Here is a 23,905-nt window from a genome sequence, read left to right as displayed (position 1 = left end):
CTTGGCGCTTTAACCGCACGCCAACTGCAGGCGCCGGCACCGCCGGGCGCCTGCACAGGCCGTGCAGGCTCAGCCCTGATGGGTCAGGCGCCGCGTAGCGAGCACGGTTGAATCAGGCCCAGGTGCTGACCCAGGACAGCAGCAGCGCCATTGCCAGGAAGGCAAAGCCCAGCGCGTAATAGAAACGATTGACCCGCACAGTCGTCACATCGAGCACCGCCTCACCCGCAGGCCGCTCCGCCAGTGCGCGTGCCTCGCGACGTCGAGCACCATGCAACAAAAAGCTGCCCGGACAGGTCAGTAGCAACGCCAGCACGTTGATCAGCTTGGCGGGATGGGCGGCCATCAGCCCCCAGAGCATCTGCAGCGACATCGAAAACCTCATAAATGCGAAACGGGACAACCAGAGCCCGGCATTCTACCCAAGCCTTGGCTCCAGTCCTGCGCTTTGCGACAAACGACCGCCCCACTGTCATCCGATCGTCATGCAGCCAGGCCAGTCTATCGGCCGTTGAAAAGACACGGAGCTTCGTCATGCTGCACGCCGAAAACCAGGATCGCCTCTACCTGATCGCCCAGAGCGATGAACAGCAGGCGCTGATCGACGGCCTTGCGTTCAACGTTCAGGACCGTCAGTGGCTGGTGTACTGCGCGCTGGGCGGCCATGCGCATGAGCACCTGCCCGAAGTCGACAGCCAGACCGGTATCAGCATGCTGGACTTCTACGTCGAAGCGGCCTGATACAGCGGGTACAAAAAAGCCCGCTACCGGACACCCGGTAGCGGGCTTTTTGCTGAACACGCGTCGGGTTATTCGCCCAGGACCTGACCGACAGTCGGGTCTTTGAACAAACGGGTCAGCGCATCGCTGAGCACATCACTCACCAGTTGGGTATTGGTGTCCTGATTCGGCGCCATGCCGAAACGCTGGTCGAGGGATGCCCCATAGCGGCCACTGTATCGACGGTTGGCATTGGCGACATCAGCGCGGAAGGTAGCGCCAATGGTGGCCTCGGTGACATACAGGCCTTCTTTGGGCGACTGATACTTCAGCTCGACCAGCGTCACGGTCAACTGTGGCGCGTTATAGGCATTCGGCGAAGGGGTGAAGCCCAGCAAACGCACTGCAGCTTCGGCCTGAGCCTGCAATTTTGGCTGGATATCGTTACCGGAAACCGTGATTGCGCTGGTTTCAGGGTACAGACCACCCCGGGTGCCCAAGGTCTGCGAAGCACGACCATCAACCACGCGTACCACGACCGGTTGACCATGACCAACCGGTGCAAGCTGGGCGGTGAGTTTCGGTTGCGGGCTGAGTTGTTGCGGGCTGTGGGCACAACCGACCAGGGTCAGACTGGTCACAGCGATCAAACCGAACAACAGACGGTGCAACATGCGCATCTCTCCAGGAATAGCAACAAAGGGCATCAGTATAACCAGCACCGACGGTAGCAGCCATCGGCTGGCCACTGGCGAATCAGACCGTGTGAACGGACAGCGGTTCGCTGTCAACACCCTGTCATCTGCTGAGGGTTATGCTTGATGCAGTCATAACAGGTACGCTGCCATGAATTCCCTCTGGGCCCTGCTGTTCAAGCGCCACCCCCAACGCTACTTTGCCCGACTCGATGGCGCAGGGCTGTGCCAGGCTTTCAAACACTGCACCGACGCACCAATTGACGGCCACTGGGTGGAGATCAACGAAATTCGGCTACATTGGCTGAACCGCCCCTTGCCGACCAGTGCCAAAGTAATGGCCCGCTCAATGAGCTCCCGCCCTCAGCGAACACTCGCCGCCTGACGACAGGTTCAAGAAATGTCGCTAAAAAGGTCGTTTCTGCCGAAGACCTCGTTATAATCTCCCCCCGATTATAAGGACGTCTCCTGATCGGGCCTCGCAGCACCGCCAATACCAACTATTGGCACCCTCCGCACCGCCCACAGAGAGCCTTCCACACAGGTCTTGCACCAGCCAGTGTGTCTGATTCATTCGACCCTTGCTCTGCACAGAACCTGCCGGGTCTGCCATCGCGCAGCCCATTTTGAGGTTCACGTCTCCAAAAGAGCGTGAAAAAACGGGTTTCACAACTTCACAAGAGTGTGGCGAGCAAAATGAACAGTCTGGCATGTGCAAAAGCACCAGCAGTGTCCCAACAAGCCCCAAACAGCTGGCAACAGCGCTCATCCAAGGTGGGCGACTGAGGCCGGTCCATAACGCACGACGGATACCTTGACCATAAGTCGAATTGCCGCACGGGTACTAAAATGCGTTCATAGGCAACGCAAAGCCCGGTTGGTGGTGTCCGCTGAAGTTGCAAAACCTGCGAAGAATCGGACATGGCGATCCTGGCTTACCCAGGGGTCCCATGCTGTCAATTTGGTGCTGAAGATTTTGGAGACGCGTTAATGGCGCAGAACGAAGCAGTCGATGTGGTACTGGTAGGGGCAGGCATCATGAGTGCCACCTTGGCCGTACTGCTCAAGGAACTCGACCCGGCAGTCAAGCTGGAAGTCGTCGAGTTGATGGATTCGGGTGCCGCGGAAAGTTCCAACCCGTGGAACAACGCCGGTACCGGCCATGCCGGGCTGTGTGAACTGAACTACACGCCTCAAGCTGCCGACGGCAGCATCGACATCAAGAAGGCTGTACACATCAACACCCAGTTCGAGGTCTCCCGTCAGTTCTGGGCGTACCTGAGCAAAAAGGGTGCTTTCAACTCAACGCGGGCATTCATCAACCCGATTCCACACCTGAGCTATGTCGAGGGTGAGAAAGGCATTGCCTTCCTCAAGAAGCGCTATGAGCTGCTCAAGCAGCACCATGCGTTCGCCGACATGGAGTACACCGAAGACAAAGCGGTGATGAAGGAGTGGATGCCGCTGATGATGCCAGGCCGTCCGGCCGACCAGCGCATCGCCGCTACCCGCGTCGTCAAGGGTACCGACGTCAACTTCGGCGCCCTGACCAACAAGTTGCTCAAGCACCTGGCCAATGCACCCGATGCACAGGTCAAGTACAGCAAGAAGGTCACCGGCCTGCGTCGTAACGGCAGCGGCTGGACCGTCAGCATCAAGGACGTCAACAGCGGCAGCAGCCGTGAAGTTGATGCTCGCTTCGTCTTCCTTGGCGCCGGTGGCGCGGCCCTGCCGCTGCTGCAGATGTCGGGCATCGAAGAGAGCAAGGGCTTCGGCGGCTTCCCGGTCAGCGGCCAGTGGCTGCGCTGCGACAACCCGGAAATCGTCAAACAGCACCAGGCCAAGGTTTACAGCCAGGCGTCTGTCGGCGCGCCACCGATGTCGGTTCCGCACCTGGATACCCGTGTTGTCGACGGCAAGACGTCCCTGCTGTTCGGGCCATATGCCGGCTTCACCACCAAGTTCCTCAAGCACGGCTCGTTCCTTGACCTGCCACTGTCGGTACGCTTGGGTAACATTGGCCCAATGCTCGCCGTTGCCCGCGACAACATGGACCTGACCCGCTACCTGGTCAGCGAAGTGATGCAGTCGATGGAGCAACGCCTGGAGTCGCTGCGTCGCTTCTACCCAGAAGCCAAGGCGCAAGACTGGCGCCTGGAAGTGGCTGGGCAACGCGTGCAGATCATCAAGAAAGACCCGAAAAAAGGCGGCGTTCTGCAGTTCGGTACCGAACTGGTCGCAGCCAAAGACGGCTCCCTTGCTGCCCTGCTGGGCGCATCGCCAGGTGCTTCGGTAACCGTGTCGATCATGCTTGAACTGATCGAACGCTGCTTCCCTGAGCAAGCCAAAGGCGCCTGGGCGGCCAAGCTCAAGGAAATTTTCCCGGCACGGGAAAAGGTTCTGGCGGCCGATGCTGCGCTGTACCGCAAAATCAGCGCGTACAACGACGAGGCACTGCAACTGGCAGAGCCCAGCCCGACTCAGAACTACGCTTGATCTGCAGCCATAAAAAAACGCCCTTCGGGGCGTTTTTTTATGGGCCTGGCAGACTCAGCCGCGCGCTTTCTCGATGATCTCGATGTAGTCGGCAGCGTTACGCTGGTCCTTGATCAGCGTGACAAAGGTATTGCCCTGCTCATCCTTGCCATCGAGATCCAGACCGGCCTCAACAAAGAAACCGACAAAACGCTCGAAGTCGTCGATCCGCAGACCGCGATAAGCCTTGATCAGCTTGTGCAGCGACGGCGAAGTGGCATCGGCCGGCTCGAAATCGAGGAACAACTTGATCTGCGCGTCGCCGATCTCATCACCAATTACCTGTTTCTTGTCTTTACGCATTGCCGACTCCAGCTGAACCATCACGAACATTTCAGGGGTCGGCAGTTTACCCCCGGGCCACCTCGCGCCTCAACGCGTGCGTACGGTTCCCGTGTGCAGGTCCGCCCAGATGTGGCCATTGGCATAGGTCAAAAATTGCACATACACCGTATCGTTGCGTAGCAAATCAAGAATGACCCGATACTGGGCAAGCGGGTAGTTGAGCGTCAGCGTGCGCGACTTGTCGTCAAACGCCGGTTTCTTCAAGCTTTTGCTTTCAGCATCGAAGCTGATCACGACCTGGCTGATGGTCGCCCCCTTGCTCAGCGGCTTGCCCTTCAAGCGCAACACCAGAGGCGATGTCACCGGGATCGGTTGCTGATTTGATTGGCGCTGATTGCCGACCACCACGGAATAGTCGGTGACCTGCATCAGCTGCTGAGATTCAGGCTTTTCCTGGCGCAGGGAAAGGTCATCAGGTGGCAAGAACTGGCTGTGCAACGGCGCAGCAGCGACAGGGAGGCTCAGTGCTAACAGGAGGGGGATAAACAGGCGCACGGCAGGCTCCTTCGCGGATGGCCTTGCAGTGTGGCGGATGCCCCCATCGTCGGCAAGGCTGGCACCTGCAACATGAGATGCTGCAAGGCGCCGACCTTGTCGGCAACGAGGGCGTTGCGGGCCTTACAGCCCTTTGACCGCGTAGATACCGGCTGCGTTGCGCCAATAACCTTTGTAGTCCATGCCGTAACCGAAAATGTAACGGTCAATACAGCCCAGGCCGACATAGTCAGCCTTCAAGTCCGGACTGGCCTTGCGGTCGTGGTCTTTGTCGATCAGCACAGCGGTGTGCACAGTGCGCGCGCCGGCATGCTTGCAGAAGTCGATGATGGCGCTGAGAGTATGCCCTTCATCGAGGATGTCGTCGATGATCAGCACGTCGCGGTCAATGAACGAGACTTCCGGCTTGGCTTTCCAGAAAAGATCGCCGCCGCTGGTCTGGTTGCGGTAGCGGGTGGCGTGCAGGTACGACGCCTCCAACGGGAAGTTCAGGTGTGTCAGCAACTTGCCAGCGAAAATCAGGCCGCCGTTCATGACACAGAACACGACTGGATTGCTATCGGCCAGGTCTGCGCAGATCTGCGTACCCACGCGGGCAATCGCTGCTTCGACTTCAGCTTCGGTGTACAGGCAGTCAGCCTCGCGCATGACTTGACGGATGTGCTCGAGATCAGCGGACATGGCGCTCTCCAGGGGCGGCAATTGAGAAAAGCGGGCAAAGGTACGCACCCACGGGCATCAGATCAAGCATTTCTGGACTAACGTCCTGATAACCTATAGGACACCTGAAGCGAATAGATTAATCTAGCGCGGTTTTTTTGCCCGCCCCCGGAGCCATTTCCTATGCCTACCCGTGAGATCCGCCATCCGCTGATCCGCCACAAGCTCGGCCTCATGCGCCGTGCCGATATCAGCACGAAGAATTTTCGCGAACTCGCCCAGGAAGTCGGCGCACTCCTGACCTACGAGGCGACCAAGGACCTGCCCCTGGAGAACTACGACATCGAAGGTTGGTGCGGTACTGTCCAGGTCGAAAAAATTGCCGGCAAGAAGATCACCGTCGTACCGATCCTGCGTGCCGGCATTGGCATGCTCGACGGCGTGCTCAGCCTGATCCCTGGCGCCAAGGTGAGCGCCGTTGGTGTTGCCCGCAACGAGGAAACCCTCGAAGCGCACACCTACCTTGAAAAGCTCGTGCCGGAAATCGACGAGCGCCTGGCAATGATCATCGACCCGATGCTGGCCACTGGCGGCTCGATGGTTGCCACCATCGACCTGCTGAAAAAGGCTGGCTGCAAGGACATCCGCGCCATGGTTCTGGTCGCTGCCCCCGAAGGTATTGCAGCGGTCGAGAAGGCTCACCCCGACGTACAGATCTACACCGCGTCGATCGACCAACGCCTCAATGAAGACGGCTATATCATCCCAGGGCTGGGCGACGCCGGAGACAAGATCTTCGGTACCAAGCAGAAGGACGCCTGAGCATGCAGGATGAGTTCAACGACCCGCTTTGGCGTCAGGTCGTCTCCGGTGCGCAGATGCTCTTCGTCGCCTTTGGCGCGCTAGTGCTGATGCCTCTGATCACCGGCCTCGACCCGAACGTGGCACTGTTTACCGCGGGTCTCGGAACGCTGCTGTTCCAGGTGGTCACGGGTCGTCAGGTTCCGGTGTTCCTGGCCTCCAGTTTCGCCTTCATCACCCCGATCATCCTCGCCAAGGGCCAGTTCGGCCTGGCCGAAACCATGGGCGGGGTAATGGCTGCCGGCTTCGTCTATACCTTCCTCGGCCTGGCCGTAAAGATCAAGGGCACCGGTTTTATCGACCGCCTGCTGCCGCCGGTAGTGATTGGTCCGGTGATCATTTCGATCGGCCTGGCCATGGCGCCGATTGCCGCCAACATGGCAATGGGCAAGGCCGGTGACGGCACTGAGCTGATTCCCTACAGCACGGCGATGCTGATCTCCATGCCGGCGCTGCTGACCACCCTGATCGTCGCCGTGTTCGGCAAGGGCATATTCCGCCTGGTACCGATCATCGCTGGCGTGCTGGTGGGCTTCGCCCTCGCCTTCGTGTTTGGCGTGGTCGACACGGCCAAGATCGCGGCGGCCCCATGGCTGGCACTGCCGCACTTCACCGCACCTGCATTCAACTGGCAAGCCATCCTGTTCATCGTTCCGGTGGCCTTGGCCCCGGCGATCGAACATATCGGCGGGGTCATAGCCGTCGGTAGCGTGACCGGTCGCGACTACCTGAAAACGCCGGGCCTGCACCGCACCCTGCTCGGTGACGGCATCGCCACCACCACAGCCGGCCTGTTTGGCGGCCCGCCCAACACCACCTATGCCGAAGTCACCGGCGCAGTGATGCTGACCAAGAACTACAACCCGAAGATCATGACCTGGGCGGCGATTTTCGCCATTGGCCTGGCCTTCATCGGCAAGTTCGGCGCACTGCTGCAGAGCATCCCGGTACCGGTAATGGGTGGCATCCTCTGCCTGCTGTTCGGTTCGATTGCCGCGGTGGGGATGAACACCATGATCCGGCACAAGATCGATCTGAGCGAGGCCCGTAACCTGGTAATCGTTTCGGTGACACTGGTGTTTGGTATTGGCGGCGTATTGATTGGCAGCGGCACCGGCCCTGGCGACTGGGGCCTGAAAGGCATTGCCCTGTGCGCCGTGGTTGCCATCGGCCTGAACCTGTTGCTGCCGGGCAACGACAGCTGGAAGAACAAGGCACTGGACGATCAGTTGCCTTGATTGCACCGGGTGCTTGATCCTGCAGGAGCCAGCCGTGCTGGCCCCTGCAGCCACACCACCTGCTTTACGCCCTTTCGCAGAGCGTCTTGAGGGCCTGTACCCAATCCGGGTGATCATTCAGGCACGGCACCAGCACCAACTCCTCCCCTCCCGCCTCGATGAACTGCTCACGCCCACGGTCGCCGATCTCTTCCAGGGTCTCGATGCAGTCGGCGACAAACGCCGGGCACATTACCAGCAAGCGCTTGACCCCGGCTTTGGCCAACTCGTCCAGGCGCGCTTCGGTGTAGGGTTCGATCCACTTCGCCCGCCCCAGCCGGGACTGGAATGATACCGACCATTTGCCCTCGGGCAGGCCCATGGCCCGGGCAAAAGACTCGGCCGCGCGAATGCACTGTGCGCGGTAGCACACGGCAAGTACTTGTGGCGATGCCGTGCGGCAGCAGTCGGCACCCTTGAAGCAATGGTTGCCGGTAGGATCAAGCTTGGTCAGGTGACGCTCGGGCAAGCCATGGAAACTCAGCAGCAAGTGATCGAAATCTTCCTGCAGGTAGGGCTTGGCACTGGCAACCAGTGCGTCGATGTACTCTGGTTGATCGTAGAACGGCTGCAGCACTGCCAGTTCAAACGACAATTTCTGCTCGGCAATGACCTGCCGCGCCTGTTCGACCACCGTGGTGACAGTACTGTCGGCGAACTGAGGGTACAGCGGCGCCAGCGTGACCTTGCGCACCCCCTGAGCCGCCAGGCGCGCCAGTACGGTAGGCAAAGAAGGCTCACCATAGCGCATTGCGATTTCCACCGGGCCGTGCGTCCATTGCTCGCTCATCGCCTGCTGCAGGCGGCGTGTCAGGACCACCAGCGGCGAGCCTTCGTCCCACCAGATCGAGGCATAGGCATGAGCCGACTGCTCTGGGCGCTTGATCAGGATCAGCGAGACCAGCAACCGGCGAACCGGCCAAGGCAGGTCGATGACGTAAGGGTCCATCAGGAATTGATTGAGGTAACGGCGCACATCGGCGACATCGGTGGAAGCCGGCGAACCCAAGTTGACCAGCAGCAGAGCATGATCGGTCATGCAACGTCCTATTTCAGAGGCGACTGGACAATTCATCCAGGGCAGATTGCACATCATTGAATTGAAAAGTGAAGCCAGCTGCCAGCAAGCGCACGGGGCGCACACGCTGGCCACCCAGCAGCAGCGTCGACAACTCACCCAGCCCAAGCTTCAGCAACGGTGCCGGAAGGGGTAACAAGGCTGGCCGATGCAGCGCCCGACCAAGCCGCTTGGCAAACTCTCGGTTACGCACAGGCTCTGGTGCGCAGGCATTATAGGGACCGCTGGCGTCGTTATGCTGCAAGAGAAAATCAATCAGGGCGATTTCGTCATTGATATGAATCCATGGCATCCACTGCCGCCCATCGCCAATAGGCCCACCCAGGCCGAGTTTGAATGGCAGTCGCAGGCGCGACAAAAAACCGCCCTCAATGGCCAGCACCAGCCCGGTTCGCACCAGCACGACGCGAATACCCAAGGCCTCGGCCTGCTGCGCCGTTTCTTCCCAGGCAATGCACAACTGGCTGGCGAAATCCTCTTTGACCGGCCGTGAGGCCTCTGTCAATTCACGCTCACCACCATCACCATACCAACCCACAGCCGAACCGGAGATCAGCACGGAAGGCCGTTGCTGGCGCTGCTCAAGCCAGGCCAGCAATTGCTCGGTGAGGGTGATCCGACTACCCCAGAGCAGCGCACGCCGCGCACTGGTCCAAGGTCGATCGGCGATGGGTGCACCTGCCAGATTGACCACTGCATCCAGCGTTTGATCACCGAACGCCTCAAGTCGATCAATGCCTCGCACCCCTGCCCCACAGAGACGCCCCACCTGTTCAGGTCGTCGACTCCACACTGTCAACTGATGCCCTTTTGTCAGCCAGTACTGGCAAAGCCGTTGGCCAATCAAACCAGTACCGCCGGTCAGCAATATATGCATGACTGTGTCCTCATGTGGCGCACGCTTGGTCTATTTTTAAGAACAAGGCACTTTTTTGACCGATCGCTCTCGGATAAACATAGGCGAACCTGGCTGTAACGCGCGGATCAATATTGTACATTGAACAGGCATTGTACAGGTTTGTCAGACAGCGTAGTCTGCGTATCAAAGGTTCAAAGAGGCCATCATGACCATACCTATCGCAATCATCGGCGCAGGCATCGCCGGCTTGTCCGCTGCCCAGGCACTGCAAAAAGCCGGGCAGACTGTGCATCTGTTCGACAAAGGCCGAGGCAGCGGTGGGCGCATGGCCAGCAAACGCAGCGAAGCCGGGGCACTCGACCTCGGCGCACAGTATTTCACTGCCCGCGACAGGCGCTTCCTTGCCCAGGTTCAGGAATGGCAGGCACACGGCTCGGTCGCAGAGTGGAAACCACACCTCTACAACTACAGCGCGGGCCAACTCACCCCCTCGCCAGACGAGCAAGTTCGCTGGGTAGGTGTGCCACGCATGAGCGCGATTACCCGCGCCTTGCTCAAAGACTCGACGGTGAACTTCAATTGCCGGATCGCCGAAGTCTTTCGCGGCAAGCATTACTGGCACCTGCAGGACACCGAAGGCTGCAGCCATGGCCCGTTCAGCCGCGTAATCATTGCGGTGCCCGCCCCTCAGGCAACCCAGCTCCTGACGGCGGCACCCAAGCTTGCCGCAACCGTCGCCAGCGTACAGATGGACCCCACCTGGGCCATTGCGCTGGGGTTTGAAAGCCCACTGGATACGCCCCTGCAGGGGTGCTTCATACAAGACAGCGCACTCGAATGGCTCGCGCGCAATCGCAGCAAGCCAGGACGCGACGAACACATTGATACCTGGGTGCTTCACGCCACCGCGAACTGGAGCAAACAGCACATCGACCTCGCCAAGGAGGCCGTGATCGAGCAGTTGCTCGGCAACTTCGCCGAGCTGATTGGCTGTGCCGTGCCAGCGCCGAGCTTCTCCCTTGCCCATCGCTGGCTGTATGCACGCCCTTCCAGCAACCATGAGTGGGGGGCGCTGGCTGACCCTGACCAGGGCCTGTATGCCTGCGGCGACTGGTGCCTGTCGGGTCGGGTTGAAGGGGCATGGCTGAGTGGCCAGGAAGCCGCTCGGCGACTACTTGAGCATCTGGACTGATTTTGCCAAAAAGCTGTACAAATCGTTTGACTTGTACAGCCTCCTATCTATGATGATCAAATCTGTACATAACATTTAATTTGTACAAGTTTTGGACTCGCCATGGATACTCACGAGCTGCCACACAAACCCAAAATCGCCATCAGCGCTTGCCTGGTCGGCCAGGAAGTACGCTTCAATGCTGGCCATAAAGCCTCGAAGCTATGCAACGAGACACTGGCCAAGTACTTCGACTTCGTTCCGTTGTGCCCGGAAATGGCCATCGGCCTGGGCGTTCCGCGGGCCGCCATTCGATTGGTGGGCGATCCCCAGCAGCCTCGTGTGATCAACCCTCGCGAACCCGAGTTGGACCTCTCTGGCCCGCTTGGTGCCTACGGACGGAAAATGGCCAATGATCTTCAGGACATCTGCGGCTATATCTTCATGCAGAAGTCGCCGTCCTGTGGGCTTGAGCGGGTCAAGGTGTATCAAGACAACGGCTACCCGGCCACAGAGGGTGGACGTGGTGCCTATGCCGCAGCGTTTTGTGCCGAACGACCTGATCTTCCTGTGGAGGAAGATGGCCGCCTGTGCGACCCGGCCTTGCGTGAGAACTTCATCACACGCGTCTACGTGTATGCGGAGTGGCAAAAATACCTGGCGCAAGGCCTGAGCCGACATGCACTGATCAGCTTCCACGCCCGCTGCAAGTACCTGTTGATGGCAAACAACCCACAGCAGTACAAAGTCCTGGGCAAGCTGCTGGGTAGCATGAGCCGCAGTGATGACGCCGAAGAAATTGGCCCGCGCTACTTCAGCCAACTGATGAAGGCACTGAGCCGCTGCGCCAATCGAGGTACCCATGGCAACGTACTGATGCACCTGAGTGGGTACCTGCGCGATTTCATAGAGGCCGCCGACAAAGAGGAAATTCGCCAGACGATTGATCAGTATCAAGCCGGAACGGTGCCACTGGTCGTCCCACTGACCCTGCTCAAGCACCACCTGCGTCGGCACCCTGACCCTTATCTGGAGCAGCAAATCTACCTGAAGCCACACCCTGAAACCCTTGGCCTGCGCAATGCCATCTGAGCCGCTGCCACTGCCGATCCGAGAGGTTGCACGCCTCACCGGCGTCAACCCGGTTACGCTTCGCGCCTGGGAACGACGCTATGGCCTGATTACCCCACAACGCACAGGCAAAGGCCATCGACTGTATAGCACCGAGCATGTGCAGCGCATTCAACAGATCGTCCAATGGCTCAACCGTGGTGTGTCTGTCGGCCAGATCAAGGCCCTGCTGGACAGCCGCCCGGTAGCCTCCCAGACAGATCAACACGGTGCCTGGCAAGCCATGCGCCAGGACATAACCGGCAGCATCGCCGCATTGGCCGAACGCCGTCTGGACCAACAGTTCAATCAGGCGATCGCCTTGTACCCTGCGACAACGCTGTGCGAGCAACTGCTGCTACCCCTGTTTGCCGAGCTGGAACTGCGCTGGCAAAGCCAGTTTGGCGCACGCATGGAACAAGTCTTCTTCCACTGCTGGCTACGCAGCAAACTCGGTGCGCGCCTCTATCACAGCAACCGCCAACTCAATGGCCCGGCAGTACTGCTGATCAACGGCTCAGACCTGGTCTTCGATCCACGGTTGTGGCTATGCGCCTGGCTGCTCAGTAGTGCCGGGTACGCGGTAGAAGTATTCGACTGGCCACTGCCTCCCGCAGAGCTGGCGCTGACCCTCGAACGCATGCAACCTCAGGCGCTGTTACTGTGCCTGAACAAGGCGGTCGATATGCGTCAACTTGAGCGCAGCCTGAGTGCAATCCAGATACCCACCCTGTTGAACGGCAGCGCGATCAGCATTCATAGAGATGACCTCCTGGCACTGGTGGTGAAAAACCCCCGGCTATGCCTGCTCGACACCCCGTTGGAGGTCGTGCAAGCGTTGCAAGACGCCTCACGATAACTCACCCCCTGCGATATCAAGGAACCCACATGCAACTCCTCTGGCTGCGTAGCGATCTTCGCGTGTCCGATAACACCGCTCTGGCCGCCGCTGCCGAGCGCGGTCCGACACTGGCCGTCTGGCTGGTCAGCCCAAGCCAGTGGCTGGCGCATGACGATGCGCCGTGCAAGGTCGACTTCTGGCTACGCAGCCTGCGAACCCTCAGCCAGTCACTGGCTGCATTGAACATTCCACTGCTGGTTCGTCAGGCAGAGCACTGGGACAACGCCCCACAGGTTCTGCTACAGCTGTGCAGGGAGCACCATGTGCAGACACTGCACATGAATGAGGAATACGGGGTTCACGAACAGCGCCGAGACGATGCCGTACGTAACCAGTTGAGCGACGCCGGAATCGAGGTGGTGAGCTATCTGGACCAGTTGCTGTTCAAACCCGGCAGCATATTGACCAAAGCCGGCGGTTACTTTCAGGTGTTCAGTCAGTTTCGCAAAACCTGCTATGAACGCCTGCACCTGGCCCTGCCTCGGCTGATCGCAAGCCCCGCGCCGCAGCAACCCTTGGCAATTGCTAGCGACCCGATCCCTGAATCAGTACCGGGTTTCAACAACGTCTCGGAAACACTGCGCGCGCTCTGGCCAGCCGGCGAGCAAGAAGCTCAAAGGCGGCTGAACGCCTTTGTCGAGGACGCCATCGAGGACTATCAGGATCAGCGCGACGTTCCGGCGCTGCCTGGCACGAGCCAGTTGTCCCCCTACCTCGCTGCCGGGGTGATCTCCCCACGCCAGTGCCTGCACGCGGCGCTTTCACACAATCGAGGCGAGTTCGACAGTGGCAACAAGGGTGTTGTGACCTGGGTGAATGAACTGCTGTGGCGCGAGTTCTACAAACATATTCTGGTCGGGTATCCGCGGGTATCGCGACACCGCGCTTTCCGCCTGGAAACCGAAGCGGTGCCGTGGCGCAACGCACCTGACGAGCTGGAGGCATGGCAGCAAGGGCGCACCGGCATTCCGATCATCGATGCAGCCATGCGCCAACTACTGGCCACCGGCTGGATGCATAACCGCCTGCGCATGGTCGTTGCGATGTTCCTGACCAAAAACCTGCTGATTGACTGGCGTGAAGGCGAACGCTTTTTCATGCGTCATCTGATCGACGGTGACCTGGCGGCAAATAACGGCGGCTGGCAATGGAGCGCATCAACGGGCACGGATGCCGTCCCCTATTTTCGGATCTTCAACCCGATCAGTCAGTCGCAACGCTTCGACAGTGAGGGACGTTTTATCCGGCATTGGTTGCCGGAGCTGGCTGACCTGGACAACAAAACCATCCACGCCCCTCAGTCTGTAGGCGGGCTGTTTGCTGTTCGTCACTATCCTGGCCCGATAGTGGATCTGGGCAGCAGTCGACAGCGGGCCCTGAGTGCGTTCAAACACTTACCCCAAAAACCCGAATGAAGAGTCAGTTGAGCAGCGGCTAAGCCGCTGCTCGAGTAAACGCCAAGGAATCAGAGTGGCATGCGATAGTGCAGGGAGTAGCTTTCTACGCCGTCGTTGGGCGTTGTCAGGCCGGCGTTAGAGTAGTGGATGGCACGCACACCCAGCTCATGCCCACCGGCGAAACGCAGACCAAAGCCGATACGGTCTTCAAACTGGAACGACGAGCCGAGCCTGTTACTTTCCAGCTCGGTGCTGGAGAAGGCTGCGATACCAATACCCGCTTCGACATAAGGCTTGATGGACTCACCGGCAAACTCATAAACAAACACCGGTGCAAACGACAGGCTGTGGTTACTGGTGGTTTCATCGCCCTCCCAGTAGGTGTAGGCGCCATCCCAGTACCCCGTGACACGGCCGACACTGGTCTGCAACCAACTGGCATCCCAGTTGGATTGCAAACCAAAGCGATAGACCATGGTCGAGTCGCCGGTCTGCCCTACCGATACCGATGCATCGGCGGCTTGAGCTGTAAATGATTGCCCCAGAATCACGGCTGCAGTTGCAGCCAAGCAAAGCAGTTTCTTCATGAGAAACGTCCTGTTCTTAATGCAGTTTTTAGTTTTTCTGTTTCATTCAACAACGTAGTAGAAAATTGCCATCAGTTGTCAGTTCCGCACCGCAAAAACGCTCTCCCCCAGCGTTTCACAAACCAAGACTGTGCACGTTCTCAGACTGACCCCACAACAATGGCAGGATTTTCAGCAGATGCGCTGGGCTGGCACTCGTCCAGAACTGCGCGGGCCGGGCTGGCCCCTGCGCCAATAACCCGCGTTCACCGAGCAAACGCTGCAATTGCCGAGCCACCGCTGCGCCAGTATCGATGATTGCTATGTCGGGCGGAACAAGCTGGGCGAGCAATGGCTTGAGGAAAGGATAATGCGTGCAACCCAGGATCAGCGTGTCGCACCCGGCAGCCAACAGCGGTGTCACATAGCCCTGCAGCAACTGGCGCAACGAGGGGCTGTCTAGATCGCCGGCTTCAATGCATTCGACCAGGCCCGGGCACGGCTGGGTGACCACCTGCACATCATTGGCGAAGCGATCGAGCAACGCGGCAAACTTGGCGCTCTGTAGCGTACCCGTCGTTGCCAGCACACCCACCACACCGCTGCGGGTTGCTGCCGCAGCGGGTTTGACCGCAGGCTCCATACCCACAATCGGCCAGTCAGGGTAACGTTCCCGCAGGTCGGCCACCGCAGCGACTGTTGCAGTGTTACACGCCAACACCATCGCCTTGGCCCCTTGGGCACGGAAAAATTCGGCAACGATCTGGCAACGCTGACGGATAAACGCCGGCGACTTCTCCCCATAGGGGATATGTCCGCAATCAGCGACATACAGCGGTGACTCGCGGGGCAATAAACGCGCGATTTCAGCAAGCACCGACAACCCGCCGACGCCAGAATCGAAAACCCCGACGGGTGCTGCCGGATCACCCATGTCGATCACCGCAAACGGCACACCCCGGGTCGCGCTTCACACGCAGCTCGCGAAAACGGCTGCCCAGCGCATCAATCAACAACAATCGCCCAATCAGCGGCTCACCGAAACCCGCCAGCATCTTCAAGGCTTCCAGTGCCTGCAAGCTGCCAACCAACCCAACCAGCGGGCCAATCACGCCCGCCTCGCTGCAGGTCAGCTCGGCGTCACTGCCATGCCCATACAGGCAGTGGTAGCAGGGGCTGTGTGGCTGTCGCGGGTCGAAGACCGACAATTGCCCCTCCAGGCGAATCGCGGCGCCACTGACCAGCGGTTTGCCCGCTGCCACACACGCGCGATTGACCGCCTCACGGGTGCCGAAGTTGTCCGAGCAGTCGAGCACGAGGTCAACTGCGCGCACGGCCTCAGCCAACGAGTCTTCGTCGAGCGCCGTACGATGGGCCACCAGGGCAATCTCGGGGTTGATCGCCTGCAAGCGTGCCAGCGCAGAATCGACCTTGCTCATGCCGATTGATGAAGTGTCGTGCATGACCTGACGCTGCAGGTTGGTCAGGTCGACCGTATCAAAGTCAGCCAGGTGCAGTTCACCAACACCTGCAGCAGCCAGATACAACGCGACCGGTGAGCCGAGGCCGCCGAGGCCGACTATCAGCGCCCGACTGCCCTTGAGCTTCAACTGACCGTCGATATCGACCTGCGCCAGGAGGATCTGTCGGCTGTAGCGCAACAGCTCCTGATCGCTCAGCACAGGAGGCGCCCCAAGGTAATACGTTCATGACCGGCAAGGTCATCGCGGCTTTCGATCTGCTCGAAATCGTTCTGAGCCAGCAGCTCGCGTACCGCAGCGGCCTGATCGTAACCGTGTTCAAGCAACAACCAGCCGCCCGGCTGCAGGTGCTGCGGCGCCTGAGTGATGATCGCGCGCAGATCGTCCAGGCCATCTTCGCCAGCAACCAGCGCACTGCTGGGCTCAAACCGCACATCACCGGCCACCAGATGCGGATCTGCAGCAGCGATGTAAGGCGGGTTGCTGATGATCAGATGGAAACGCTCACCGTCCAGCGCGCTGAACCAGTGACTGTTGAGCACCCGGACGTTGTCCAACTGCAGACGCTGGCGGTTGCGTTCAGCCAGGGCCACGGCGTCGAGCACACGGTCGACGGCGGTCACCTGCCACTGTGGGCGCTCGCTGGCCAGTGCCAGCGCAATGGCCCCGGTTCCGGTACCAAGATCGAGTACACGAGCGGGCAGCGCTGGCAGCAGCTCAAGGGCCGTCTCTACCAGCAACTCGGTTTCCGGACGCGGAATCAGTGTATGAGGCGCCACTTCCAGATCAAGTTTCCAGAACCCCTGCTGCCCCAGAATATACGCCACAGGCTCACCGGCACGGCGGCGCTGCAGGTAGTCGGCAAAGGTCTGGGCCGCCTCACTGGTGACGATCCGCTCTGGCCAGGTATGCAGGTAACTGCGCGACTTGCCGATGGCAGCCGCCAGCAACAACTCGATATCCAGACGCGCCGTCGGCGAATCCGGCAGCTCCGCACCGCGAAGCAGGCTGGCAATAATCGTCATTTACTCACCCAGTGCTGCCAGTTGGTCAGCCTGATACTCGGCCAGCAATGGTTCGATGACCGCATCGACCCCGCCCGCCAACACTTCATCAAGGGAATACAGGGTCAGGTTGATACGGTGATCGGTCACCCGGCCCTGTGGGTAGTTGTAGGTACGAATACGCTCGGAACGATCGCCCGAGCCGACCAGCAGCTTGCGCTCACTGGCAATGGCATTCTGTGCCGCGCTGGTCTGCATGTCATTGAGCTTGGCCGACAGCCAGGACATGGCACGCGCACGGTTCTTGTGCTGCGAACGCTCTTCCTGGCACTCCACCACGATGCCGGTCGGCAAGTGCGTGATACGAATCGCCGAATCGGTCTTGTTCACGTGCTGACCGCCCGCCCCGGAAGAGCGGTAAGTGTCGACCCGCAAATCAGCCGGGTTGATCTCGATTGCCACCTGCTCGTCAGGCTCGGGCAACACCGCGACGGTACACGCCGAGGTATGAATGCGCCCTTGGGATTCGGTTTCCGGTACCCGCTGCACGCGGTGCGCACCCGACTCGAATTTCAGCTTGCCGTAGACGTTATCGCCTTCGACACGCGCAATGATTTCCTTGTAGCCGCCGTGCTCGCCCTCGTTCTCCGAGAGGATCTCCAAACGCCAGCCACGTCGCTCGGCATAACGCGAGTACATGCGGAACAGGTCGCCGGAAAAAATCGCCGCCTCGTCCCCGCCCGTACCCGCGCGGATCTCCAGGAACACGTTGCGCCCATCGTTCGGGTCCTTGGGCAGCAGCATGCGTTGCAACTGGCTTTCCAGTGCGAGCAACTGCTCCTTGGATTCGCGCACCTCTTCCACAGCCATTTCCCGCATATCCGGGTCACTGTCCTTGAGCAGCGCCTGAGCCCCCTCAAGCGCGTCCTGAACCTTGCGCCACTGCGCATAGGCAGCCGCGACGGGCTCAACTTCGGCGTACTCCTTGGAATAGGCACGGAAGCGGGTCTGATCGGAAATGACTTCAGCATCACCCAACAGGGCAGTCAGTTCCTCGAAGCGGTCCTGGAGGGTATCCAGTTTATTGAGCAGCGACGCTTTCATTGCGGGGGTTTATCCGTCGAGCCCTCGTTGAGGGCAAAGAGTTCCTGGGCCATGGCCAGCGCATCGAGGCGGCCTTCGGCAGAGAGCTTTTTCAACTGCACACTCGGCGCATGCAGCAACTTGTTGGTCAAGCCACGGGCCAACTGCGCCAAGACCTCCTCGGCATTGGCACCGTTGGCCAGCAGGCGCTGGGCCTTTTGCAATTCCTCGTCGCGCAGCCGCTCACCTTGCTGGCGGTAGGCCTTGAGCACATCCACCGCCGCCAACTCACGCAGACGCAGCATGAAGTCTTCGGCACCGACCGAGACCAGCTCCTCGGCCGCCTGGGCGGCGCCCTGACGGCTCTTGAGGTTCTCGGCGACAACGTCGTGCAGGTCATCGACGGTGTACAGGTAAACGTCGTCCAACTCACCGACTTCTGGTTCGATATCCCGAGGTACGGCGATATCCACCATGAAAATCGGCTTGTGCTTACGCAATTTCAATGCGCTTTCTACCGCGCCCTTGCCAAGAATCGGCAACTGGCTGGCGGTGGAACTGATCACGATATCGCTGTGCACCAGTTCATGGGGAATGTCTGCCAGCAACACCGCATGGGCACCGAACTGTTCGGCCAGCGTGCTCGCACGCTCCAGGGTTCGGTTAGCCACCACAATGCGCCGCACCCCCTGCTCATGCAGGTGACGGGCCACCAGGGTAATGGTTTCACCAGCCCCGATCAGCAGCGCCTGGCTACGCCCAAGGTCACTGAAGATCTGCTTGGCCAGGCTCACAGCGGCAAACGCCACTGACACCGGGTTTTCGCCGATGGCCGTGTCGGTGCGCACCTGCTTGGCAGCACTGAACGTGGCCTGGAACAAACGCCCCAGCAAGGGGCCAATGGTCCCAGCTTCGCGTGCCACGGCATACGCCGATTTCATCTGGCCCAGGATCTGCGGCTCGCCCAGCACCAGCGAGTCGAGCCCGGAGGCAACCCGCATCATGTGCCGCACGGCATCGTGATCTTCATGGACATAGGCACTGGCACGCAGCTCTTCGAGGCTGAGCTGGTGATATTCGGCCAACCAGCGCAATACGCTGTCGGCCGCCAGGTGGTCCTGTTCGATGTAAAGTTCGCTGCGGTTGCAGGTCGAGAGGATCGCGGCTTCGCGGCTGGCGGTGAGTCGACAGAGCTGCTGCAAGGCTTCGACCAGCTGCTCGGGCGTAAACGCCACGCGCTCGCGTACGTCTACCGAGGCAGTCTTATGGTTGATACCGAGTGCAAGAAAGGCCATTCAAGGTCGCTGATTATGACGTGAAGCCGATAATTGTCCTACTTCGCAGGTTAGAGAACAACCACCGCTCACTATTGTCTCTATAGTCAGTACCTAAGTCTGTACTTCCAGAGGCCATCACTTATGGGTTTGCCCTAGCGCTTGTGTCATGATGATCCGACCGCAGGTTAGTCGCCCAAAATCCCCACTATGAATAGATCCTCCGCGTTGTTCCTTGCCTTTGCCTTGCTTCAGGGCTGCCAGACCCTGGCTCCGGATTCCCCGGATGCCAAGGCGCCTGCCGCCGAGACTGCACCTCCTGAACAGGTCAAGCCCACGGTCTACGGATCCTTCAGCCAGGACACCGTCTATAGCCTGTTGACCGCCGAATTGGCAGGCCAGCGCAATCGCTTCGATATCGCGTTGGACAACTATGTTGCCCAAGCCATCAAAACCCAGGACGCCGGTATCTCAGAACGTGCCTTCCGCATCGCCGAGTACCTCGGTGCCGACCAGGCTGCGCTGGACACGGCGCTGATCTGGGCAAAGAACGCACCAGAAAGCCTCGATGCGCAACGCGCCGCCGCAATCCAGCTGGCGCGGGCCGGGCGCTATGACGACTCCATGAACTACATGGAGAAGGTCCTGCAGGGCCAGGGTGACACGCACTTCGATTTCCTGGCGCTGTCAGCCGCCGAAACCGATCAGGAAACCCGTGATGGCCTGCAGAAAAGTTTCGACCGCCTGCTGCTGAAGTACCCGGACAATGGTCAGCTGGTGTTTGGCAAAGCCCTGTTGCTACAACAGGATGGCAATGCGAACGCCGCACTGGAACTGCTCGAAAAACACCCGCCAGAGGCCGGCGAAATCGCTCCGGTACTGCTGCAGGCACGCCTGCTGCAAAGCCTCGATCGCGGCAAGGAAGCACTGCCACTACTGCAAAAGACCATTCGCAAGTACCCCGACGACAAGCGCCTGCGCCTGACCTACGCGCGCATGCTGGTCGAACAGGACCGGGTCGAGGATGCCAAGGTCGAGTTTGCCAGCCTGCTACAGCAATACCCGGACGATGACGAGCTGCGCTACTCACTGGCACTGGTCAGCCTGGAGGCCAAGGCCTGGAACGAAGCCGAAAGCTACCTGCAAGAGCTGATTGCCCGCGGTAGCCGGGTCGATTCGGCACACCTGAACCTGGGTCGCCTGCATGAAGAGCGTAATGACCCGGAAGGCGCATTGATCGAGTACGCCCAGGTTGGCCCCGGCAATGATTACCTGCCAGCACAACTGCGCCAGGCCGACATTCTCATCGCCAACGGTCGAGCCACCGAAGCCTCGCGGCGCCTGGCCGCAGCGCGTGAAGCCCAACCGGACTACGCTATCCAGTTGTACCTGATCGAAGCCGAAACCCTTGGCAACAACAACAAGGACGCCCAGGCCCTGCAGGTGCTGCAACAGGCCATCAAACTGTACCCCGACGACCTGAACCTGCTTTACACCCGCGCCATGCTTGCGGAAAAGCGCGACGACCTGGCCCAGATGGAAAAGGACCTGCGCAGCATCATCAGCCGCGAGCCGGAAAATGCCATGGCCCTCAACGCCCTGGGCTACACACTGGCCGACCGCACGACACGCTATGCCGAAGCCAAGGGCCTGATCGAAAAAGCACACCAGATCAACCCGGAAGACCCCGCCGTGCTCGACAGCCTGGGCTGGGTCAACTACCGCCTGGGCAACCTCGACGAAGCTGAACGCCTGCTGCGCCAGGCCCTGGAACGCTTCCCTGACCACGAAGTCGCCGCCCACCTGGGCGAAGTGCTCTGGGCCAACGGCAAACGCCGCGAAGCACGCCATGTCTGGGCCAAAGCCCTAGAAGACCAACCTGACAGCCCTATCCTGCGCAAAACCCTTCTGCGCCTGACCGGATCCGAGACTCTGTAAGCCTATGTTCCTGCGCCACTGCATTACCTTCAGCCTGATCGCCCTGCTCGCCGGCTGCGCCGGCTTCGGCTCCCGCGAAGCCCTTCAGGGCCAGGGCAGCCCACAATTGTGGCGCGAGCACAAACAACAGTTGAGCACCCTCGACGGCTGGCAGATCAACGGCAAGGTGGGCATCCGCGCACCGAAAGACTCCGGTAGCGGCACCTTGTTCTGGCTGCAACGCCAGGATTATTACGATATCCGCCTGTCTGGCCCGCTGGGCCGGGGCGCCGCCCGCCTGACCGGGCACCCGGGTCAGGTCGTACTGGAAGTCGCCAACCAGGGACGCTTCGAGGCCCAGAGCCCGGAGACCTTGCTGGAGGAGCAATTGGGCTGGCAACTGCCAGTGTCGCATCTGGTCTGGTGGGTACGCGGCTTGCCCGCACCCGGCAGTAAGAGCCGCCTGACCCTGAGCGGTGACAGCCGCCTGGCCAGCCTCGACCAGGATGGCTGGAACGTCGAGTACCTGAGCTACATCCAGCAGAACGGTTACTGGCTGCCGGAACGCCTCAAGCTGCACGGCCAGAACCTGGACGTGACCCTGGTGGTCAAGGACTGGCAGCCACGCCAGCTGGGGCACTGACATGCACGCAACCACCCTGACACTGCCGGCACCGGCCAAACTGAACCTGATGCTGCACATTCTGGGTCGCCGCCCCGATGGCTATCACGAACTGCAGACCCTGTTTCAATTTCTCGACTACGGCGATGAGTTGTCTTTTGCCCTACGAGAAGATGGCGAAATACGCCTGCACACCGAAATCGACAACGTTCCTCACGACAGCAACCTGATCGTGAAAGCTGCGCGAAAACTGCAGGCACTTTCAGGCTGCAGCAAGGGCGTTGATATCTGGTTGAAAAAAATCCTGCCCATGGGCGGCGGCATCGGTGGCGGCAGCTCAGATGCCGCAACCACCCTGCTCGGCCTCAACCATCTCTGGCAATTGGGCTGGAGTGAGGACCAACTGGCCGAACTGGGCCTGACCTTGGGCGCCGACGTCCCGGTTTTCGTCCGCGGTCACGCGGCATTCGCCGAAGGCGTGGGCGAAAAGCTCACCCCGGTAGATCCTGAAGAACCCTGGTATGTCGTGCTCGTCCCGCAAGTATTTGTAAGTACAGCGGAAATTTTTTCACATCCATTGTTGACACGTGATTCAGCGCCCATTAAGATGCGCCCCGTTCCCAAGGGAAACAGTCGAAATGACTGCCAACCGGTAGTAGAGCAGAGTTACCCAGAAGTACGTAACTCACTGAATTTGCTAAGCAAGTTCACTGAAGCTAGGCTTACCGGAACTGGAAGTTGTGTGTTTGGGGCCTTCCCAAGCAAAGCTGAAGCTGATAAAGTTTTGGCCCTTCTTACAGAGACCCAAACAGGGTTTGTAGCAAAGGGAAGCAACGTTTCGATGTTGCATCGCGCACTACAGAGTCTGCTCTAGGAATCGAGTGTTAGGCACTCGCAGCAACAGATACAGGGGCGTCGCCAAGCGGTAAGGCAGCAGGTTTTGATCCTGCCATGCGTTGGTTCGAATCCAGCCGCCCCTGCCATTTTCCTTATACTCATCCAGGTTACCCTCAGCCTTCAGGTACTGCGCGTGTCCAAGATGATGGTCTTTACGGGGAACGCCAACCCCGATCTGGCTCGGCGTGTCGTACGTCAGCTGCATATCCCACTGGGTGATGTTTCTGTCGGTAAGTTTTCCGACGGCGAAATCAGCACTGAGATTAATGAAAACGTCCGCGGTAAAGACGTATTTATCATTCAGCCGACTTGTGCGCCAACCAACGATAATCTGATGGAATTGGTAGTGATGGCTGACGCCTTCCGCCGTTCATCTGCCTCCCGAATCACCGCCGTGATTCCTTACTTCGGTTACGCCCGCCAAGATCGCCGTCCGCGTTCGGCGCGTGTTGCAATCAGCGCCAAAGTCGTTGCTGATATGCTCACCGTCGTTGGTATCGACCGTGTTCTCACTGTCGACCTGCACGCTGACCAGATCCAGGGTTTCTTCGATATTCCAGTAGATAACATCTACGGCTCCCCCGTTCTGGTGGATGACATCGAAGACCAGCGTTTCGAAAATCTGATGATTGTCTCCCCAGACATCGGTGGCGTCGTGCGTGCACGAGCTGTTGCCAAGTCGCTGGGCGTCGATCTCGGCATTATCGATAAACGCCGCGAGAAGGCCAACCACTCCGAAGTGATGCATATCATCGGTGATGTTGAGGGTCGTACTTGTATTCTGGTCGACGACATGGTCGATACCGCTGGCACCCTGTGCCACGCGGCCAAGGCCCTGAAAGAGCACGGCGCTGCCAAGGTTTACGCCTATTGCACGCACCCTGTTCTGTCGGGTCGGGCGATCGAGAATATCGAGAAATCCGTGCTGGACGAGCTGGTGGTGACCAACACCATCCC

General features: G+C 59.7%; 26 protein-coding genes and 1 tRNA gene. 14 read left to right on the top strand and 13 right to left on the bottom strand.

Annotated elements, in window-relative coordinates; translation table 11 throughout:
- Nucleotides 1-112: 112 nt before the first annotated feature.
- Complete coding sequence (locus EKA13_RS19990) at nucleotides 113-373, bottom strand: hypothetical protein (protein WP_065761027.1); 261 nt, start codon at nucleotides 371-373, stop codon at nucleotides 113-115.
- A 161-nt stretch (nucleotides 374-534) separates the two neighbouring features.
- Between EKA13_RS19990 and EKA13_RS19985 the strand changes: the two genes are divergently transcribed.
- Nucleotides 535-741 (top strand): hypothetical protein, encoded by a 207-nt coding sequence (locus EKA13_RS19985; protein WP_065761026.1) that lies wholly within the window; start codon nucleotides 535-537, stop codon nucleotides 739-741.
- Between the two features lie 68 nt (nucleotides 742-809).
- On the opposite strand, the gene EKA13_RS19980 is transcribed toward EKA13_RS19985, so the two are convergent.
- Nucleotides 810-1,394 (bottom strand): YajG family lipoprotein, encoded by a 585-nt coding sequence (locus EKA13_RS19980; protein ID WP_065761025.1) that lies wholly within the window; start codon nucleotides 1,392-1,394, stop codon nucleotides 810-812.
- Between the two features lie 172 nt (nucleotides 1,395-1,566).
- Here EKA13_RS19980 and EKA13_RS19975 point away from each other — a divergent pair, with 172 nt between their 5' ends.
- Both EKA13_RS19975 and mqo read left to right on the top strand, forming a co-directional pair.
- Nucleotides 1,567-1,800: a hypothetical protein gene (locus EKA13_RS19975; RefSeq protein ID WP_065761024.1), complete on the top strand. Its 234-nt coding sequence runs from the start codon at nucleotides 1,567-1,569 to the stop codon at nucleotides 1,798-1,800.
- Nucleotides 1,801-2,405: 605 nt separating this feature from the next.
- Nucleotides 2,406-3,911, top strand: a complete 1,506-nt coding sequence (gene mqo / locus EKA13_RS19970; protein ID WP_065761023.1) for a malate dehydrogenase (quinone) — start codon at nucleotides 2,406-2,408, stop codon at nucleotides 3,909-3,911.
- Nucleotides 3,912-3,965: 54 nt separating this feature from the next.
- On the opposite strand, the gene EKA13_RS19965 is transcribed toward mqo, so the two are convergent.
- The 3 genes from EKA13_RS19965 to EKA13_RS19955 all read right to left on the bottom strand — a co-directional run bounded on the left by EKA13_RS19965 (nucleotide 3,966) and on the right by EKA13_RS19955 (nucleotide 5,471).
- Nucleotides 3,966-4,253 (bottom strand): PA4642 family protein, encoded by a 288-nt coding sequence (locus EKA13_RS19965; RefSeq protein WP_065761028.1) that lies wholly within the window; start codon nucleotides 4,251-4,253, stop codon nucleotides 3,966-3,968.
- 69 nt (nucleotides 4,254-4,322) lie between these two features.
- Complete coding sequence (locus tag EKA13_RS19960) at nucleotides 4,323-4,790, bottom strand: hypothetical protein (RefSeq protein WP_065761022.1); 468 nt, start codon at nucleotides 4,788-4,790, stop codon at nucleotides 4,323-4,325.
- Between the two features lie 123 nt (nucleotides 4,791-4,913).
- Entirely contained in the window at nucleotides 4,914-5,471 is a 558-nt protein-coding gene (locus EKA13_RS19955; protein WP_065761021.1) for a hypoxanthine-guanine phosphoribosyltransferase, read from the bottom strand.
- A 162-nt stretch (nucleotides 5,472-5,633) separates the two neighbouring features.
- Here EKA13_RS19955 and upp point away from each other — a divergent pair, with 162 nt between their 5' ends.
- Both upp and EKA13_RS19945 read left to right on the top strand, forming a co-directional pair.
- Nucleotides 5,634-6,272 (top strand): uracil phosphoribosyltransferase, encoded by a 639-nt coding sequence (upp, locus tag EKA13_RS19950; protein WP_065761020.1) that lies wholly within the window; start codon nucleotides 5,634-5,636, stop codon nucleotides 6,270-6,272.
- A gap of 2 nt (nucleotides 6,273-6,274) precedes the next feature.
- Nucleotides 6,275-7,549, top strand: coding sequence for a uracil-xanthine permease family protein (locus EKA13_RS19945; protein WP_065761019.1), 1,275 nt, complete (start codon nucleotides 6,275-6,277; stop codon nucleotides 7,547-7,549).
- 64 nt (nucleotides 7,550-7,613) lie between these two features.
- On the opposite strand, the gene hemH is transcribed toward EKA13_RS19945, so the two are convergent.
- Together hemH and EKA13_RS19935 are read right to left on the bottom strand one after the other, a co-directional pair.
- Nucleotides 7,614-8,627: a ferrochelatase gene (hemH, locus tag EKA13_RS19940; protein WP_065761018.1), complete on the bottom strand. Its 1,014-nt coding sequence runs from the start codon at nucleotides 8,625-8,627 to the stop codon at nucleotides 7,614-7,616.
- Between the two features lie 13 nt (nucleotides 8,628-8,640).
- Nucleotides 8,641-9,543, bottom strand: coding sequence for a TIGR01777 family oxidoreductase (locus EKA13_RS19935; RefSeq protein WP_065761017.1), 903 nt, complete (start codon nucleotides 9,541-9,543; stop codon nucleotides 8,641-8,643).
- A gap of 187 nt (nucleotides 9,544-9,730) precedes the next feature.
- Here EKA13_RS19935 and EKA13_RS19930 point away from each other — a divergent pair, with 187 nt between their 5' ends.
- From EKA13_RS19930 to phrB, 4 genes are all read left to right on the top strand, one after another.
- Nucleotides 9,731-10,717: an NAD(P)/FAD-dependent oxidoreductase gene (locus EKA13_RS19930; protein WP_065761016.1), complete on the top strand. Its 987-nt coding sequence runs from the start codon at nucleotides 9,731-9,733 to the stop codon at nucleotides 10,715-10,717.
- Between the two features lie 102 nt (nucleotides 10,718-10,819).
- Nucleotides 10,820-11,788 carry a YbgA family protein gene (locus EKA13_RS19925; RefSeq protein ID WP_065761015.1) on the top strand — a complete coding sequence of 323 codons (969 nt, stop codon included), beginning with the start codon at nucleotides 10,820-10,822 and terminating at the stop codon, nucleotides 11,786-11,788.
- Complete coding sequence (locus EKA13_RS19920) at nucleotides 11,778-12,665, top strand: MerR family transcriptional regulator (RefSeq protein ID WP_065761014.1); 888 nt, start codon at nucleotides 11,778-11,780, stop codon at nucleotides 12,663-12,665. The genes EKA13_RS19925 and EKA13_RS19920 overlap by 11 nt, the downstream gene beginning before the upstream one ends.
- Nucleotides 12,666-12,694: 29 nt before the next feature.
- Nucleotides 12,695-14,122, top strand: coding sequence for a deoxyribodipyrimidine photo-lyase (gene phrB / locus EKA13_RS19915; RefSeq protein WP_065761013.1), 1,428 nt, complete (start codon nucleotides 12,695-12,697; stop codon nucleotides 14,120-14,122).
- Between the two features lie 50 nt (nucleotides 14,123-14,172).
- Here phrB and EKA13_RS19910 read toward each other — a convergent pair whose 3' ends face one another.
- The 6 genes from EKA13_RS19910 to hemA all read right to left on the bottom strand — a co-directional run bounded on the left by EKA13_RS19910 (nucleotide 14,173) and on the right by hemA (nucleotide 19,533).
- Complete coding sequence (locus EKA13_RS19910; RefSeq protein ID WP_065761012.1) at nucleotides 14,173-14,691, bottom strand: acyloxyacyl hydrolase; 519 nt, start codon at nucleotides 14,689-14,691, stop codon at nucleotides 14,173-14,175.
- Between the two features lie 115 nt (nucleotides 14,692-14,806).
- Nucleotides 14,807-15,604: a glutamate racemase gene (gene murI, locus EKA13_RS19905; protein ID WP_065761011.1), complete on the bottom strand. Its 798-nt coding sequence runs from the start codon at nucleotides 15,602-15,604 to the stop codon at nucleotides 14,807-14,809.
- A complete protein-coding gene (locus EKA13_RS19900; RefSeq protein ID WP_065761010.1) occupies nucleotides 15,597-16,352 on the bottom strand; it encodes a molybdopterin-synthase adenylyltransferase MoeB in 756 nt (251 codons plus the stop codon). Before EKA13_RS19900 ends, murI begins: the two co-directional genes overlap by 8 nt.
- A complete protein-coding gene (prmC, locus tag EKA13_RS19895) occupies nucleotides 16,346-17,176 on the bottom strand; it encodes a peptide chain release factor N(5)-glutamine methyltransferase (protein ID WP_065761009.1) in 831 nt (276 codons plus the stop codon). Before prmC ends, EKA13_RS19900 begins: the two co-directional genes overlap by 7 nt.
- Nucleotides 17,177-18,259 (bottom strand): peptide chain release factor 1, encoded by a 1,083-nt coding sequence (gene prfA, locus EKA13_RS19890; protein ID WP_065761008.1) that lies wholly within the window; start codon nucleotides 18,257-18,259, stop codon nucleotides 17,177-17,179.
- A complete protein-coding gene (gene hemA, locus EKA13_RS19885; protein ID WP_065761007.1) occupies nucleotides 18,256-19,533 on the bottom strand; it encodes a glutamyl-tRNA reductase in 1,278 nt (425 codons plus the stop codon). Before hemA ends, prfA begins: the two co-directional genes overlap by 4 nt.
- A 189-nt stretch (nucleotides 19,534-19,722) precedes the next feature.
- On the opposite strand from hemA, the gene EKA13_RS19880 reads away from it, so the two are divergent.
- The 5 genes from EKA13_RS19880 to EKA13_RS19860 all read left to right on the top strand — a co-directional run.
- Nucleotides 19,723-21,450, top strand: coding sequence for a tetratricopeptide repeat protein (locus EKA13_RS19880; RefSeq protein ID WP_065761006.1), 1,728 nt, complete (start codon nucleotides 19,723-19,725; stop codon nucleotides 21,448-21,450).
- 4 nt (nucleotides 21,451-21,454) lie between these two features.
- Complete coding sequence (gene lolB, locus EKA13_RS19875; RefSeq protein ID WP_065761005.1) at nucleotides 21,455-22,072, top strand: lipoprotein insertase outer membrane protein LolB; 618 nt, start codon at nucleotides 21,455-21,457, stop codon at nucleotides 22,070-22,072.
- 1 nt (nucleotide 22,073) lies between these two features.
- Nucleotides 22,074-22,925, top strand: coding sequence for a 4-(cytidine 5'-diphospho)-2-C-methyl-D-erythritol kinase (ispE, locus tag EKA13_RS19870; protein ID WP_065761004.1), 852 nt, complete (start codon nucleotides 22,074-22,076; stop codon nucleotides 22,923-22,925).
- Between the two features lie 34 nt (nucleotides 22,926-22,959).
- A tRNA-Gln gene (locus EKA13_RS19865) sits at nucleotides 22,960-23,034 on the top strand.
- A gap of 47 nt (nucleotides 23,035-23,081) precedes the next feature.
- Nucleotides 23,082-23,905, top strand: an 824-nt coding sequence (locus EKA13_RS19860) for a ribose-phosphate pyrophosphokinase (RefSeq protein WP_065761003.1), incomplete at its 3' end; no start/stop codon positions are given.

The organism is Pseudomonas defluvii (assembly GCF_001695625.1).
Classification (GTDB): domain Bacteria; phylum Pseudomonadota; class Gammaproteobacteria; order Pseudomonadales; family Pseudomonadaceae; genus Aquipseudomonas; species Aquipseudomonas defluvii.
This window is presented reverse-complemented; position numbering and strand designations above follow the sequence as displayed.

Bases quoted from the DNA above. Each gene is read 5' to 3' on its own strand.
- EKA13_RS19990 (WP_065761027.1), bottom strand. From the start codon at position 373: ATGTCGCTGCAGATGCTCTGGGGGCTGATGGCCGCCCATCCCGCCAAG.
- EKA13_RS19985 (WP_065761026.1), top strand. From the start codon at position 535: ATGCTGCACGCCGAAAACCAGGATCGCCTCTACCTGATCGCCCAGAGC.
- EKA13_RS19980 (WP_065761025.1), bottom strand. From the start codon at position 1,394: ATGTTGCACCGTCTGTTGTTCGGTTTGATCGCTGTGACCAGTCTGACC.
- EKA13_RS19975 (WP_065761024.1), top strand. From the start codon at position 1,567: ATGAATTCCCTCTGGGCCCTGCTGTTCAAGCGCCACCCCCAACGCTAC.
- mqo (WP_065761023.1), top strand. From the start codon at position 2,406: ATGGCGCAGAACGAAGCAGTCGATGTGGTACTGGTAGGGGCAGGCATC.
- EKA13_RS19965 (WP_065761028.1), bottom strand. From the start codon at position 4,253: ATGCGTAAAGACAAGAAACAGGTAATTGGTGATGAGATCGGCGACGCG.
- EKA13_RS19955 (WP_065761021.1), bottom strand. From the start codon at position 5,471: ATGTCCGCTGATCTCGAGCACATCCGTCAAGTCATGCGCGAGGCTGAC.
- upp (WP_065761020.1), top strand. From the start codon at position 5,634: ATGCCTACCCGTGAGATCCGCCATCCGCTGATCCGCCACAAGCTCGGC.
- EKA13_RS19945 (WP_065761019.1), top strand. From the start codon at position 6,275: ATGCAGGATGAGTTCAACGACCCGCTTTGGCGTCAGGTCGTCTCCGGT.
- hemH (WP_065761018.1), bottom strand. From the start codon at position 8,627: ATGACCGATCATGCTCTGCTGCTGGTCAACTTGGGTTCGCCGGCTTCC.
- EKA13_RS19935 (WP_065761017.1), bottom strand. From the start codon at position 9,543: ATGCATATATTGCTGACCGGCGGTACTGGTTTGATTGGCCAACGGCTT.
- EKA13_RS19930 (WP_065761016.1), top strand. From the start codon at position 9,731: ATGACCATACCTATCGCAATCATCGGCGCAGGCATCGCCGGCTTGTCC.
- EKA13_RS19925 (WP_065761015.1), top strand. From the start codon at position 10,820: ATGGATACTCACGAGCTGCCACACAAACCCAAAATCGCCATCAGCGCT.
- EKA13_RS19920 (WP_065761014.1), top strand. From the start codon at position 11,778: ATGCCATCTGAGCCGCTGCCACTGCCGATCCGAGAGGTTGCACGCCTC.
- phrB (WP_065761013.1), top strand. From the start codon at position 12,695: ATGCAACTCCTCTGGCTGCGTAGCGATCTTCGCGTGTCCGATAACACC.
- EKA13_RS19910 (WP_065761012.1), bottom strand. From the start codon at position 14,691: ATGAAGAAACTGCTTTGCTTGGCTGCAACTGCAGCCGTGATTCTGGGG.
- murI (WP_065761011.1), bottom strand. From the start codon at position 15,604: ATGGGTGATCCGGCAGCACCCGTCGGGGTTTTCGATTCTGGCGTCGGC.
- prmC (WP_065761009.1), bottom strand. From the start codon at position 17,176: ATGACGATTATTGCCAGCCTGCTTCGCGGTGCGGAGCTGCCGGATTCG.
- prfA (WP_065761008.1), bottom strand. From the start codon at position 18,259: ATGAAAGCGTCGCTGCTCAATAAACTGGATACCCTCCAGGACCGCTTC.
- hemA (WP_065761007.1), bottom strand. From the start codon at position 19,533: ATGGCCTTTCTTGCACTCGGTATCAACCATAAGACTGCCTCGGTAGAC.
- EKA13_RS19880 (WP_065761006.1), top strand. From the start codon at position 19,723: ATGAATAGATCCTCCGCGTTGTTCCTTGCCTTTGCCTTGCTTCAGGGC.
- lolB (WP_065761005.1), top strand. From the start codon at position 21,455: ATGTTCCTGCGCCACTGCATTACCTTCAGCCTGATCGCCCTGCTCGCC.
- ispE (WP_065761004.1), top strand. From the start codon at position 22,074: ATGCACGCAACCACCCTGACACTGCCGGCACCGGCCAAACTGAACCTG.